Here is a 12,625-nt window from a genome sequence, read left to right as displayed (position 1 = left end):
TTGGCCGTGACTACAGAGAATATTTGGACTTCCGGCCGCTGGTGTCTGCAGATTTCTTGATTGTATACCGCTGTTCGCGGTTGAAATCCGCAGACAAGGCGGACGCTTCCGCTCCTGCAGTTCCAAAATTCCCATCCGCCACTATTTCTCTAAAAGTATTAAATCAAGTTCAATTGATATAACTACTAGTCCTCGTAAGTGTCAAAATCCTTAATAACCTCGTTCTTCTCGGCAGCTGCAAAAATCGCCTCGATCAGATTCTGGACACGCAGCACTTCCGCATTCTTTACGATAGGTTCAGCATTACCTTCAATTACGGCAACAAAATTATTATAGAATCCGTCCGGCAGCTCGGCTGCCGGAGGCAGCGTTCCAGTAATCGTTGAGCCTTCCGAAGGAGGAGCCATTGTCTTTGTGAGACCTACACCGGCGCGGATCGGAGTCGGCTCCCGGTGCTCGCTTTCACTGTTGCGGGTGACGATTCTTCCGGTCAGAGACCAGTCTTCGATTACGGCCGAACCTTCTATCCCCTTAACATACCATCTCGGTAAAGTGATAAAGTTGGTCGTGCCAACCTCTACGATGGCTTTGATGCCATTTTCGAATTGCAGAACCGCCTCAAATCCGTCGTCCACATCGTTACCAAGAATATAACTCAAGGTGCTGGACACGCTGACTACCTTGCTGTCAATCATGAACAGCAGCTGATCCAGCAAATGCACACCCCAGTCCAGCAGCATTCCGCCGCCCTGCGCCTTGACATGCCGCCAGTCGCCCGGAATGCCGTTAGCCCCATGGACGCGGGATTCGATCTGGAACAATGACCCAATCGTTTCCTTCTCGTACATTTGTTTGATCACACGGAAATCTTCATCCCAGCGTCTGTTCTGATGGACCATCAGCACACGGCCGGCTTTATCTGCTGCCGCAATCATTTCCTTAAACTCATCCGAAGACATAGCGACGGGCTTCTCACATACGACATGTTTGCCGGCTTGCAGCGCCCGGACGGCAATTTCTTTATGCACATCGTTTGGTGTAGCAATCAGTACAACTTCGACAGCGGGATCTGCAAGTACTTCCTCATAGCTCATATAAGCCTTGTAGCCTGCTGCCTCCGATGCTTCCTGCCGTGCCCGCAGCGGGTCAAATGAGCCTGCTACTTCCAGGTGCTCATTTTCTCCGATCAGTTGGGCATGATAGCTGCCCATGCCGCCATATCCAACGATGACTACAGTATGTTTGTTTGAACTCATGAATTCCACTCCTATTTGTCTAATGTTTCCAATTTAATTCTATTCGTTGTCCGAGCTTCCGTCAAAATATACAGCACGGCCGGTGCGGGCAGATTCATACACAGCCTCAAGAATCTGGGTAACGACAAGAGCTTGTTCCGGTAACACAACCGGATCCTTATCTTCTCTCACCGCTTCAAGCCATAAGCGGGCTTCACGGTCTGCTTCAGTCTCAGCAGAGCCGCTGTAGAAGGCAACACCGCCAGAGGAGAGATCAACTTTGGTTTCGAACAGCCGTCCGGCACGTTCACCGTTAATCCGTAGCCCGTCCTTCATATCTGCACCGCCTTCGGTACCTGCCAGCAGTGTTTTAGCTTCACCAAACTCGGAGACATTCAGCGCCCAGCTGGATTCAAGCGAGATAGTCGCCCCATTCTCCATGGTGATAAAGCCGAAAGCCGAGTCTTCCACCTTGAATTGCTCCGGGTCCCACGGACCAAAAGCATTGGCGGCATTTTTACGTTGGCCGAGCTTGTGGAAGGTCGATCCTACAACCATACGCGGCTTGTAATTATCCATCAGCCACAGGGTCAAATCAAGCGCATGTGTACCGATATCGATCAGCGGGCCTCCGCCCTGCTTCTCTTCGTCCAGGAATACGCCCCAAGTCGGAACAGCACGGCGGCGCAGCGCAATCGCCTTACCATAATAGATGTCACCGAGTTCTCCGCTTTCGCACATTCCCTTCAAATATTCGCTGTCTGACCGGAAGCGGTTCTGATAGGCGATCGACAATTTTTTGCCGGTGCGGCGTGCTGCATCCAGCATCTCCTGAGCCTGGGCAGTAGTCTTAGCCATCGGCTTCTCGCACATGACGTGATTACCCGCTTCAAGTGCAGCAACTGTAATTTCTGAATGGCTGTCATTCGGTGTACATACATGCACGATATCAAATCCGCCTGCTGCCAGGAGTTCGCGGAAATCAGTATATACTGCAGCACCTTCGGCGCCATACTTGTCGGCAGCCTCCTGAGCGCGTTCTTCAATAATATCGCAGAAGGCTACCATTTCAGCATCACTCTGACGGGACAAGCTTGGCATATGTTTGCCGTTTGCGATTCCACCGCAACCGATAATAGCAATTTTGAGTTTGTTAGACATGAATTTTTCCTCCTTGATTGGCATAGGCTTTAACCCATTTCATACTGTCTTCTACACTTGCAAGCGGCGAGCGGCTGCAGAAATCCTGCTCCACCACTGCCCATTCAACACCAGCCATATCCGCAGCTTCCAGGATTGCCGGAAGATTCACTTCCCCTTCTCCCAGTACTACGGTTTCAGCTGATCCGTCTTCGAGTTTCTTCATATCCTTCAGATGGATGATCGGCAGGCGTCCGGCATACTTTTGAATGTAAGCTACAGGATCATAGCCTCCGTAATAGACCCAGCAGGTGTCCATTTCCACTTGAAGCAGCTCAGCCGGCACCTCTTCGAAGATTCCGTCGAAGGCGGTACGCTCTCCAAAGGACTGCGTGAATTCAAAATCATGATTATGATAGGAAAAAACCGCGCCACGTTCCTTGCATTTTTCTCCGATGATGCTGAAATTTGCAACGACCTCTTCCCAGTTGCGCTGCTCTTCGGTCAGATAAGGAATGATCAGGTTGCGGTTGCCAATCTCCAGATTGAAGCTGATTTCCTGTTCCGTATCATTCAGCATGGCATCATACGGACGATGTGCCCCAAGAGCGACCAGTCCAGTTTCCTGAAGCAGCCCCTTTATTTCCTCTGCTGTCCGGCCAAAAAAGTGATAAAATTCCACACCGGCATAGCCCAGCTCAGCTACTTTTCGCAGCGTTCCTTCGAAATCCTGTTCCAATTCTTCTCTAAGTGTATACAGCTGAAGGCCAAGTTTTAACATTGCTCCCACTCCTATTTGGTATAGAGTTAATGTACATAAACACTGTTGTTGTCTTATATCAGACACACCTGGTTAGTCACCTGAACAAAAGGGCTGCTAAGCTAAGCTGTCCTATATATCCCGTATCAGTACAATTACTTATCCTAAACTGACTATGTAGCTCTCAGAGCCGCAGCACAGCCCCCTTTTCATGGTTTATATGTTTTTGCATAGCTACATGGTAATATGAAAGCGTATATAATAAAATGAATAATATGATTTAAACATGAACAATTCAGCTATTATTTCTGCCACTCAGGAGGACCCATGACCTACACCGCACCATGCCACGTTTATACTGCCGGATTCTCATTCCACCGCAAGCCCTTCCACATGTCACGGGCAGACGGCGTACAGAATTATCTGCTGCGGCTGCAGACGGAAGGCCGTAGCCGAACCCGCATCGATGGCGTCCTTTCTTCGGTAGAAGCTGGAGATTTGATGCTGTTTGCACCTAATGACCCTTATTATTTAAGCATTGACAAAGAGATCTATTCCGCGGGCAAACCGCGGGTCGAAAGCGGTGATTATCACATTTTTTGCGGCGGGCCCTGGATCGAGGAATGGTGGAACCGTAAGCACCGCCCTGCTGTGCTTCGTCTGCCGCTTAGTGATCATTTCCTCGGCCTGTTCCGCCAGCTCGTCCTGGAACAGCGCCGGTTATCCGATTCTTCACCGGAGATTACAGCTTGTTATCTGCAGATTTTATGTATGGAGATTGACAGGCTGATGACCGAGCAGCCGGCGATTTCACCCAAAGGCTACCTCGCATACCGGATGAAGCAGTATGTGGAGGAGCATGCCGCCATTCCGTTCCGCCTGGAGGATGTAGCAGGCTATGTGGATATTTCCGTCTCGCGTGCGGTCCATTTGTTTAAGGAGGCTTTTGGAACCAGCATTGTAAAGTATGTAAATGATGTGCGGCTGGAGATGGCGCGTGAGCGGATCACCTTTAGTCCGATGCCGCTGGAGCATGTGTCTGAAACCTGCGGTTTTGCCAACTATACTTACTTCCACCGCCTGTTCCGCGGCCGTTTCGGAATGTCGCCTAGACAGTACCGCGTATACAGCAGGGAACAGATGTAGGCCGGTTGAAACCGCCTGTCCTGCAGAAGGGCAAATGAAAAGGAGCGCCATCCTGGAAGATCCGCTCCTTGTGTTTGACCTTATGCATTTTTTGCTGTTTGCTCGGGGTGACTCTCACGTGCTGAGAGATTGCGCTGTAATCCAGTCCTGTTCTCCGGTTTTTCTCCGCTACCCAGGTTCCGCTGCGTGCTGCTTTTTGCAGGGCTTTTTGCGTTTTTGTGCGTGCCATTCAGGCAACACTCCTTTAGTTGTGAAATCTGTCTGCCGGTTGGCTGACAGTACTTTAATTTTAACATAATTCTCACGGCTTTACCTGTAATCCTTGAGTATTAATTAACTGTTACCGGGCTGGCAGCTTGCAGAATCAGAAAATGATATGATAGAAGTGAATTTAGCAGCGGAGCCTATAAAAAAAGGCGGAATCGGAGGAATTAGATGAAATACGAGGTATTATACGATGGTGCCTTTGCAATGCTAAAGGTGCAGATGAATCCCGGCGAAAGCGTAAAGGCAGAGATGGGTGCGATGGTGGCCATGTCTCCCGGTGTTGAATTAAGAGGCACGGTAGACGGCGGTCTCATGCGGGGGCTGGGCCGGATGCTGAGCGGAGAGAAATTTTTCTTCCAGGAGCTGGCAGCCACGCGGGGGCAATGTGAAGTGCTGCTGTCTCCGGGCGCGATCGGTGATATTCAAGCCATTGAGCTGGATGGATCGTACAAGCTGTACGTGCAGAAAGACGGCTTTCTTGCAGGCACCCACGGTATTCAGGTGAATACCAAGATGCAGAATCTGACCCGCGGCCTGTTCTCCGGTGAAGGCTTCTTCATTGTCGAAATCAGCGGCAGCGGAACGGTCTTCCTCTCCTCTTTCGGGGCAATTCATGCGATCAACCTGGAACCTGGCGAGGAAATGATTATCGACAACGGTCACCTGGTAGCCTGGCCGGACTATATGGATTATAAGATTGAAAAAGCAGCCACAGGCTGGCTGAACAGCTTGACCAGCGGGGAAGCTCTCGTCTGCCGTTTCCGCGGCGAAGGTGTTGTACTGGTCCAGACCCGTAATCCGGGCAGCTTCGGCAACTGGATCAAGTCGTTTGTACCTTCCAGACCTTAATACACACAAAAAAGCAAGACTGCTCTGGCAGCCTTGCTTTTTTGTGTGTTTGATCTGGACCTTGATCAGAATAGACCGCTTAAATCAGGATACCGCTTTGCGTTCCTTTTCTCCCTTGCAGCCGGACCGCTTACAGGTATTGTAGGTTCCCTTGAAATCAAGCCGGTGATCCGTCACACTGAAGCCGTATTCCGCCTCCAGGCGCTGCTCCAGCTCCAGAAGCCAGTCATCCTTGATTTCCTCCAGTCTGCCGCAGACATTGCAGATCAGATGATGATGCATATGGGCATGGTCGTAGTCCCGCAAATCGTAACGGGCCACGCCGTCGCCGAAATTCATTTTCTCCACAATATGCAGCTCACACAACAGTTCCAAGGTCCTGTAAACCGTCGCCAGGCCAAGATGCGGATAGCTGCTTTTTACTCTCATATAAACTTCTTCTACGCTTAGATGCTCTTCTTCATTATCGAGCAGCACCTTCACGATGGCTTCACGCTGCGGTGTTAATTTATAGTTTTGCGCGGCAAATAACTGGCTGATATTCGTAATTGGGTTCACTCAGGTCTCCCACCTTTCCGGAAGCATTTCCATCATTCATAGACTCTGACTCTGAAACAAATTCACGTCGACAAGTTAAGGTCCACACTAAATAGTAATCATTACGATATAATCATAGCAAAATTACCGGAATATGAAAAGTATCTACACTCATTATACCATTAATGCCCCAAATTCCGCACAATGAATCAAAAATATCCAGAGACTATGCAACCGCCCATCCGCGAAGTGGCAAGAATCCATACCTTATAGAGAGTTAATTCCAACATGTGAGGATGGTCCGGATGGCACAACCAAACCGAAGACAGCAAGTCCAGCCTCTCGTAACAGCCCGTGTTCTGCGCCGGGTAGCCAAGGCCATGCTGCCCTTTTACCGGAAAATTGCCGGAAACCGCAGCTTTGCCGGGCAATGGTCGGCCGCTGTAGTCAAAGCAGATCTAAGTCTGATGGGCCGGCTGCTATCCGGTATACCCACTCTTGCCGGTCTGAAGAATTATGGAACGAACGGCATCGGATATTTTATCTCTTTTCCTTTCCCGCTGCCTGTTGCCTTCTACACGAATGGGACGACAATCCCGCCAGGCTCAGTGCAATTCACCTTTAATACCACGGTACACCGTGCCGTTGCCCGGGCAGTTCTGCCTTTTTACAAGAAGCTTGCTGTATCCCAAAGCTATGCCGAGGATCTGGCTGCAGCAATCAATAGAAAGCAGAGTAAAACCGTCAATGGCATGGTCCGCAGATTCATCAAGACCCAAACCCTTAAGTCTGTAACAATTGAAGAACACGGACTAGCCCTGCTGTTCAAAACCCGGTTCAGTAAATACCCCTACCGCAACCTGCTGTTTCAAGAGAATATGTAAGCCGTTTAGTAAAGACAAAATTATAGCTGGCATGCAACTTTTCCACATTCTGCTGCGTTTAAGGAGTTGAACATGGCCAAGCGGCCCAACTAAAGCCAGAGGTGGAATGGGTGATGAACATGAAAAAGAGTGCTTTTGCTGTAATAACAACGGTTTCGCTCCTCTCCTTTTCGCTCGGGAGTCCTATGTTTGCGGCAGGCGGTACCTTCAAAGATATTAGCAATGTGACCGGCAAAGACAAGATTAACGCGCTAAAAGCACAAGGCCTGATCAAAGGGATATCCGATACCCAGTTCCTTCCAGGTTCTAAAGTGACGACAGCCCAAGGGGTACAGTTCATCTCAGGGGGTCTGCAATTGAGCCTGGCTGCGATTGATTTCAACAAGGCTCCTGTAGCCAGCAGTATTTTCAGTAAGGTAAAAGACAATGTCTGGTATACAGAGGCCTTCATTAACGCCTACTATAATGGCATTGAAATTCCTGCAAATATCGATCCGGCCAAGCCGATGACCAAGGAACTGTTCACGAACTTCCTGATTCAGGGCGTAGAAAAAGCGGGCAATCTGCCAATGATCAATATTGTCCCGGTTGAGATCGCTGACGGCGATTCACTGGATCCCTCGTATCAGGGCAGTGTCCAGCGCTCCCTGAAGTACAACATCAATACCCTGGATGCAAACGGCAAATTCAATCCGAAAAGCGAGCTTACCCGTGCAGAAGCGGCTGTCATGCTCTACAATGCACTCGAATACCTGAATTCCCGCAGCAATGCAACATCCGGTAATTAATCAGGAAGCTTATAATACTGTATACACATGCATAAAGGCAGCCCGGAACTCCCGGACTGCCTTTATGTTTACTCCTCCCCGCTGAGCCTGTTCAGGAACTGCAGGGCACGCGGATTCTTTGTCTGCCTGAGTACCTGCTGCGGAGTACCCTGCTCCACAATCACTCCCTGATCCATCAGGATGATTGTATCCGCAACATCGGCGGCAAACTTCATCTCATGCGTTACGATCACCATGGTCATTCCTTCAGCTGCCAGCTGCCGGATGACCTTCAGCACCTCACCTACCAGCTCGGGATCCAGCGCAGAGGTCGGCTCATCGAACAGCAGCACCTCCGGCTCCACCGCCATCGCCCTGGCAATAGCCACCCGCTGCTGCTGGCCGCCGGACAGCTGATGGGGATAGGACTCCGTCTTGTCTGCCAGCCCTACTTTCGCCAGAAGCTCTAAGCCCCGCTTTTTCGCAGCTTCTCTGGAACGCTTCTGGACCGTAACTTGTCCCTCCATTACATTGCCCAGTGAGGTCATATGCGGAAACAGATTGTATGACTGAAAAACCATGCCTGTTTTTTGGCGCAGGCTGAGTACAGTCTTCCGCGGAATTTGGCGATTAGCCGTGAAATCGATCCGGAGTCCGGCCAATTGCAGGGTTCCCCGGTCAGGGATCTCCAGCAGATTGAAGCAGCGGAGCAGCGTGGTTTTGCCGGAGCCCGAGGGGCCAATGATAACCAGCACCTTTCCGTGCTCCAAACGGAGATCAATACCCTTCAGGACCTGCAGCGGTCCGAAGGATTTGTGCAAGTCTTGAATTTCAATCACGAAGCCGCCTCCTTATCTTGCCGAGTAACGGTCAAACCGTCTCTCCAGCCTATTTTGCAGTACGGACAGCACTGAGCAGAACAGCAGGTAGAATAGCGCGGCTTCACAGTAGAGCAGCAGCGGTTCGTAGGTCGTTGCCGTAATCTGCTGCGCTGTCCTGAACATTTCCACATAGGTAATGCTGGCCGCAAGCGAGGTGTCTTTTACGAGACTGATAAAAGAATTCGATAACGGCGGAACGGACACGCGCGCTGCCTGAGGCAGAATAATTCTGCGCAGCGCCTGCACCCGGGTCATTCCGACTGAAAATGCAGCCTCCCATTGGCCTTTATGTATCGATAGTATGGCAGCGCGGACAACCTCGGAGGAATAGGCTCCGACACTGAGCGTAAAACCGATCACTGCGGCGATAAATGGATCGAGCACTATGCCAGCTGACGGCAGGCCATAGAAGATAATAAAAAGCTGTACCAGAAGCGGAGTCCCCCGGATGACCCACACATAGAATCTGGCGATTAGCTGCGGAATCCTCCAGGATGAAAGCCGCACGAGCGCTGTAACCACCGCAAGCAGCAGCCCCAGTGCAAATGAAACCAGGGCCAGCGGGATAGTATAAGCCACGCCTGCCTTAAACAGGGGCAGCAGCGAATCCAGGAAAATTTGCAGCTTGCGGTCATCCATCGCTAAGAAACTCCTTCATCCATTATTTAGACACGTCTGCCCCAAAATATTTCTCGGAAATGCCTAGATACGTTCCATCTGCCTTCATTGCGGTTAGCGCCTCATTCACTGCCTGCACCAGCTCCTCATTTCCTTTGAGGAAAACAGCGCCGCTGTGGGAGCCTTCTGCGATTTCATCCACCTGCTTGATTTTTACATCCGGTTTCTGCTTCTTCAAATCCAGAAAGGACAAACCGTCGTTAATCGTCGCATCAATCCGGCCGGAAACCAACAGGTCAATCGCCTGATTGAAGCCCTCCACTGCAACAATCTCCGCACCGTTCTCACGCGCAATGTCTGACAGATTACTGGTCAGCGACTGGCCGGCTTTTTTGCCTTTGAGATCAGAGAATTTCTTAATTTCATCATTGTCCCGATCCACGATCAGCACTGCTTTGGAGACTACATATGGATCGGAGAAGTCGTATTTCACTTTGCGCTCCTCGGTGATCGAGACCTCGTTAAAAATGGTGTCGAACCGCTTCGCATCCATTCCGGCAAACAGGCCGTCCCACTGGGTTTCAATAAATTCCGCTTCCACCCCAAGGCGTTTGGCTATCTCTTTGGCAATATCTACGTCAAAACCGGTGAGTGTCCCGTTTGCATCATGATACGTAAAGGGAGAGTATGTCCCCTCTGTCCCGATCCGCAGCTTTCCGGCCGCTTTTACTGCTTCAAGACTGTTCTGCCCGGCCGGCGCAGCCGTTGCTTCCGTGCCTCCATTGCCTGCAGTCCCTCCGCCGTTTGCATTGTTCGTATTGTTTCCGCATGCTGTCAAAAGCACGCTAAGCAGTAACAGCGTCGTCAGGCTCCATTTTTTCATCGACTATTCCTCCTTCAGCTCTAAATAGTTTCTTTCACATAGAATGAAGTTATCATGCCCAAATAAACGGAATTTTTTCCTCGCATTTCGCAGCAGATGACAAAAAAATCCCCGCCGCACCAAACTGGTGCAGCGGGGACATTCGGCAAACCATTTTCTTTTATCCGTGCATGATTTCAGGTTGCCGCTTACTTTCACCTTCTGCGCTTTTACGCCCTCTGCGCAGCAGTAGACCAAGTACTGCACCGCCAAGCGCGACATAAATCATAATGTGGAACGTATCGGCAAATCCCTGGGCGTGTACCTTCTGTGTAGCCTGCTTCAGCATTTCCGGTGAGGCAGAGGCAGCGTCAACTCCCGAAGCCGCGGCGGCAGCCTTCATTTCAGCTCCGCGCGATGCTGCCCTGGAGGTAAGAATGGTGACCAGAGTGGATACGGCCAGTGAATTGATGACCTGCTGCATCGAATTGGTCAGTGACGTCACCCGGTTAACGAGCTGGCTCGGGGCTTTGTTCAGCAGATGGGTATTCATCGGCATCATCATCATGCCCATTCCGGCACCGCACATGATCAGCGGAATTATCAGATCATGGCGCTGTGTAGTCAGATCTACATGGGAATATTGGAACAGCGCACCTGACACTAGAGTGAGTCCGCAGACCACCAGCCATCGTACCCCGATTTTATCAAATAAAATCCCGGCAATAGGCATCATTAGACCTGAAGCAATCGCCTGGGGGAGCAAGGTCAGTCCTGTGTCAAAAGCGCCGAAGCCCCGGGCCTGCTGCAGAAATTGCGGAAGCAGAAACAATGCCCCGTACAGACCGAATTGGGCAATCCACTGGACAAGAATCCCTGTACTGAAATCAATGGAGCGAAGAATGCGCAGCTCCAGCAGCGGAGTTGTCGAGCGCAGCTCCGTAATTACAAAAGCAATCAGAGCCACCGCACCCAGCGCCAAGCCGATGAGGGTTTTGTCTGAAGTCCAGCTCTCAGCACCTTGGCTGACCCCGTAAGTCAGTGAAGCAAACGCCAGCGGTCCAAGCAGCATCCCCAGCTTATCCATGCCAGGAACTTGCCCGCGCTGCGAATTCGGCAGCTTCCGCAGGCCGATCAGCACGCAGATGATGCCGATCGGAATATTAATCAGAAAGATCCAGCGCCAGGAATGATACTGCACCAGCCAGCCGGACAATACAGGCCCGATTGCCGGAGCGAACAGCACCGGAATCCCCATAATCCCCATTACAATGCCTACTTTGCTCTTCGGAGCCAGTCTGTATACATAAGCCATCCCCACCGGGAGAACACAGCCCCCGCCGAGTCCCTGCAGCACCCGGAAGGCAATCAGCCATTCCGCACTGCTGGGGGTTGCACACAGAATCGATCCTATCGTAAATACAACCACTGCCGTCAAAAAAACAGTTTTGGCCCCGAAACGGTCGGACAACCAGCCCGAAAGCGGGATGACCGAAGCCTGTGCCAGCATATACCCGGTCACGATCCATTGCAGCGTCGTTAAATTCGTATGAAAATCCTTAACCAGGGTGGACAGCGCCACATTCATCGCTGTACTGTCGAGTACAACCATAAAAACACCGGCTATAATGGCCAGCAGCGGAACCAGAATACTGGTTAACCGAAACTCAGCATCCTGCTTTAGTGCACCTTCCATGCTTCTTCTCCTCCTAATGTTGTGCTGCGGCGAGATCATTGACCGCGGCACAGCTTTATCTATATAATTGCTAAGCGGACAATTGTCCGTTGATCCACAATTAGTCTACGGACAATTGTCCGCTGTGTCAAATGAATCTTTCGGCACTACAAATAAATTAGTGTTCCCTGAAAGGAAAGATTATGAAACCTTTAGATCCGAATCCCGTTTCAAACACGGAAAAAAATAGTCAAGATCCTTATGTCCAGCGTATCCTGGAGGCAGCACGGGAGCTGTTTATAGCCAGCGGTCTGGAAGCCGTCAGCATGCACGCCATCGCCAAGCGGGCTGGCATCGGGCAAGGCTCCCTCTACCGCCGTTTTTCGGACAAAGGTGAAATTTGTTCTATGCTGCTGCGGGACAGTACGGAGCGGTTTCTGACCGGCCTGGAGCATGAGCTAGCGTTCCCGGAATCCGGTTCTGATGCACTTGGCCACTTAAGGAGCAGCATAGGCCGGATTGTCGATTTCATTGAGCAGCATGCTGAGCTGCTTCAGCTGATCAAATCGGAGTTCACCGGTAAAAAACAGCTTACCCAGTTTGAGCATCCTTTCTTCCGGCGGCTGAACGATTTTCTGAAGGAGCTGTTAAGGCGTGCCGCTGCTTCCGGTGAGATCCCTGCAATTGATCCCCAGTTCACCGCAACAGCACTGATTGCCGTGCTCAGCCCCGATTTGTATCTTTTTCAACAAAAGCAATACGGCTCTACCAAAGAGCAAATTACAGCGGGAATCCTGGCGTTGTTCGTGGGCGGTCTTCAACCGCTTTAAGGAAGACTATCTTTACAATCCGCTAAGTTATGGTATATTAATTAGCAATTACGAATTGAATATTGACCTGTTTTTTCACTAGGGGAGTCGGCCGACTGAGACGGAGTTTATGCTCCGGACCCTTGGAACCTGATCTGGATCATACCAGCGGAGGGAAGTGGAGCAGAAATGATC

15 protein-coding genes and 1 riboswitch are annotated in these 12,625 nt (G+C 50.8%); of the genes, 5 read left to right on the top strand and 10 right to left on the bottom strand.

Annotated features, from left to right (window positions below; all coding sequences use genetic code 11):
- Positions 1 to 10: 10 nt before the first annotated feature.
- From JRJ22_RS29455 to JRJ22_RS11560, 4 genes are read right to left on the bottom strand one after another with little or no spacing between them, the layout of a single operon-like run.
- A complete protein-coding gene (locus tag JRJ22_RS29455; protein ID WP_269751880.1) occupies positions 11 to 142 on the bottom strand; it encodes a hypothetical protein in 132 nt (43 codons plus the stop codon).
- A gap of 43 nt (positions 143 to 185) precedes the next feature.
- Positions 186 to 1,256, bottom strand: a complete 1,071-nt coding sequence (locus JRJ22_RS11570; RefSeq protein WP_206104584.1) for a Gfo/Idh/MocA family protein — start codon at positions 1,254 to 1,256, stop codon at positions 186 to 188.
- A 39-nt stretch (positions 1,257 to 1,295) separates the two neighbouring features.
- A complete protein-coding gene (locus JRJ22_RS11565) occupies positions 1,296 to 2,396 on the bottom strand; it encodes a Gfo/Idh/MocA family protein (RefSeq protein ID WP_206104583.1) in 1,101 nt (366 codons plus the stop codon).
- Positions 2,389 to 3,156, bottom strand: coding sequence for a sugar phosphate isomerase/epimerase family protein (locus JRJ22_RS11560; protein WP_206104582.1), 768 nt, complete (start codon positions 3,154 to 3,156; stop codon positions 2,389 to 2,391). Before JRJ22_RS11560 ends, JRJ22_RS11565 begins: the two co-directional genes overlap by 8 nt.
- Positions 3,157 to 3,462: 306 nt before the next feature.
- Here JRJ22_RS11560 and JRJ22_RS11555 point away from each other — a divergent pair, with 306 nt between their 5' ends.
- Positions 3,463 to 4,281 (top strand): helix-turn-helix domain-containing protein, encoded by an 819-nt coding sequence (locus JRJ22_RS11555; RefSeq protein ID WP_206104581.1) that lies wholly within the window; start codon positions 3,463 to 3,465, stop codon positions 4,279 to 4,281.
- Here JRJ22_RS11555 and JRJ22_RS11550 read toward each other — a convergent pair.
- The gene (locus JRJ22_RS11550; protein WP_232381111.1) at positions 4,244 to 4,510 is read right to left on the bottom strand and encodes a hypothetical protein; all 267 of its coding nucleotides are present in this window, start codon (positions 4,508 to 4,510) and stop codon (positions 4,244 to 4,246) included. The genes JRJ22_RS11555 and JRJ22_RS11550 overlap by 38 nt on opposite strands.
- Positions 4,511 to 4,716: 206 nt before the next feature.
- Here JRJ22_RS11550 and JRJ22_RS11545 point away from each other — a divergent pair, with 206 nt between their 5' ends.
- The gene (locus JRJ22_RS11545; RefSeq protein ID WP_206104580.1) at positions 4,717 to 5,397 is read left to right on the top strand and encodes a TIGR00266 family protein; all 681 of its coding nucleotides are present in this window, start codon (positions 4,717 to 4,719) and stop codon (positions 5,395 to 5,397) included.
- Between the two features lie 84 nt (positions 5,398 to 5,481).
- On the opposite strand, the gene JRJ22_RS11540 is transcribed toward JRJ22_RS11545, so the two are convergent.
- A complete protein-coding gene (locus JRJ22_RS11540; RefSeq protein ID WP_206104579.1) occupies positions 5,482 to 5,955 on the bottom strand; it encodes a Fur family transcriptional regulator in 474 nt (157 codons plus the stop codon).
- A gap of 284 nt (positions 5,956 to 6,239) precedes the next feature.
- Here JRJ22_RS11540 and JRJ22_RS11535 point away from each other — a divergent pair, with 284 nt between their 5' ends.
- Entirely contained in the window at positions 6,240 to 6,818 is a 579-nt protein-coding gene (locus JRJ22_RS11535) for a hypothetical protein (RefSeq protein WP_206104578.1), read from the top strand.
- 113 nt (positions 6,819 to 6,931) lie between these two features.
- Entirely contained in the window at positions 6,932 to 7,606 is a 675-nt protein-coding gene (locus JRJ22_RS11530) for an S-layer homology domain-containing protein (protein WP_206104577.1), read from the top strand.
- A gap of 68 nt (positions 7,607 to 7,674) precedes the next feature.
- Here the strand turns inward: JRJ22_RS11530 and JRJ22_RS11525 are convergent, their stop codons facing one another.
- The 4 genes from JRJ22_RS11525 to JRJ22_RS11510 all read right to left on the bottom strand — a co-directional run bounded on the left by JRJ22_RS11525 (position 7,675) and on the right by JRJ22_RS11510 (position 11,642).
- Positions 7,675 to 8,424: an amino acid ABC transporter ATP-binding protein gene (locus JRJ22_RS11525; RefSeq protein ID WP_206104576.1), complete on the bottom strand. Its 750-nt coding sequence runs from the start codon at positions 8,422 to 8,424 to the stop codon at positions 7,675 to 7,677.
- A 12-nt stretch (positions 8,425 to 8,436) separates the two neighbouring features.
- Entirely contained in the window at positions 8,437 to 9,105 is a 669-nt protein-coding gene (locus tag JRJ22_RS11520) for an amino acid ABC transporter permease (RefSeq protein WP_206104575.1), read from the bottom strand.
- Positions 9,106 to 9,127: 22 nt separating this feature from the next.
- Positions 9,128 to 9,967: an amino acid ABC transporter substrate-binding protein gene (locus JRJ22_RS11515; RefSeq protein WP_206104574.1), complete on the bottom strand. Its 840-nt coding sequence runs from the start codon at positions 9,965 to 9,967 to the stop codon at positions 9,128 to 9,130.
- Positions 9,968 to 10,127: 160 nt separating this feature from the next.
- Positions 10,128 to 11,642 (bottom strand): DHA2 family efflux MFS transporter permease subunit, encoded by a 1,515-nt coding sequence (locus JRJ22_RS11510; RefSeq protein ID WP_206104573.1) that lies wholly within the window; start codon positions 11,640 to 11,642, stop codon positions 10,128 to 10,130.
- A 182-nt stretch (positions 11,643 to 11,824) separates the two neighbouring features.
- Here JRJ22_RS11510 and JRJ22_RS11505 point away from each other — a divergent pair, with 182 nt between their 5' ends.
- Entirely contained in the window at positions 11,825 to 12,451 is a 627-nt protein-coding gene (locus JRJ22_RS11505) for a TetR/AcrR family transcriptional regulator (RefSeq protein ID WP_206104572.1), read from the top strand.
- A gap of 70 nt (positions 12,452 to 12,521) precedes the next feature.
- Positions 12,522 to 12,624, top strand: a riboswitch (TPP riboswitch).
- Position 12,625 lies beyond the last annotated feature (1 nt).

Source organism: Paenibacillus tianjinensis (assembly GCF_017086365.1).
GTDB classification, from domain to species: domain Bacteria; phylum Bacillota; class Bacilli; order Paenibacillales; family Paenibacillaceae; genus Paenibacillus_AQ; species Paenibacillus_AQ tianjinensis.
The sequence above is the reverse complement of the archived record's forward strand: the minus strand, read 5'-3'. Positions and strand labels throughout refer to the sequence as shown.

What these genes read in the sequence shown, in the direction of transcription:
- JRJ22_RS11570 (WP_206104584.1), bottom strand. Translation starts at nt 1,256, where the DNA reads ATGAGTTCAAACAAACATACTGTAGTCATCGTTGGATATGGCGGCATG.
- JRJ22_RS11565 (WP_206104583.1), bottom strand. Translation starts at nt 2,396, where the DNA reads ATGTCTAACAAACTCAAAATTGCTATTATCGGTTGCGGTGGAATCGCA.
- JRJ22_RS11560 (WP_206104582.1), bottom strand. Translation starts at nt 3,156, where the DNA reads ATGTTAAAACTTGGCCTTCAGCTGTATACACTTAGAGAAGAATTGGAA.
- JRJ22_RS11555 (WP_206104581.1), top strand. Translation starts at nt 3,463, where the DNA reads ATGACCTACACCGCACCATGCCACGTTTATACTGCCGGATTCTCATTC.
- JRJ22_RS11550 (WP_232381111.1), bottom strand. Translation starts at nt 4,510, where the DNA reads ATGGCACGCACAAAAACGCAAAAAGCCCTGCAAAAAGCAGCACGCAGC.
- JRJ22_RS11545 (WP_206104580.1), top strand. Translation starts at nt 4,717, where the DNA reads ATGAAATACGAGGTATTATACGATGGTGCCTTTGCAATGCTAAAGGTG.
- JRJ22_RS11535 (WP_206104578.1), top strand. Translation starts at nt 6,240, where the DNA reads ATGGCACAACCAAACCGAAGACAGCAAGTCCAGCCTCTCGTAACAGCC.
- JRJ22_RS11530 (WP_206104577.1), top strand. Translation starts at nt 6,932, where the DNA reads ATGAACATGAAAAAGAGTGCTTTTGCTGTAATAACAACGGTTTCGCTC.
- JRJ22_RS11520 (WP_206104575.1), bottom strand. Translation starts at nt 9,105, where the DNA reads ATGGATGACCGCAAGCTGCAAATTTTCCTGGATTCGCTGCTGCCCCTG.
- JRJ22_RS11515 (WP_206104574.1), bottom strand. Translation starts at nt 9,967, where the DNA reads ATGAAAAAATGGAGCCTGACGACGCTGTTACTGCTTAGCGTGCTTTTG.
- JRJ22_RS11510 (WP_206104573.1), bottom strand. Translation starts at nt 11,642, where the DNA reads ATGGAAGGTGCACTAAAGCAGGATGCTGAGTTTCGGTTAACCAGTATT.
- JRJ22_RS11505 (WP_206104572.1), top strand. Translation starts at nt 11,825, where the DNA reads ATGAAACCTTTAGATCCGAATCCCGTTTCAAACACGGAAAAAAATAGT.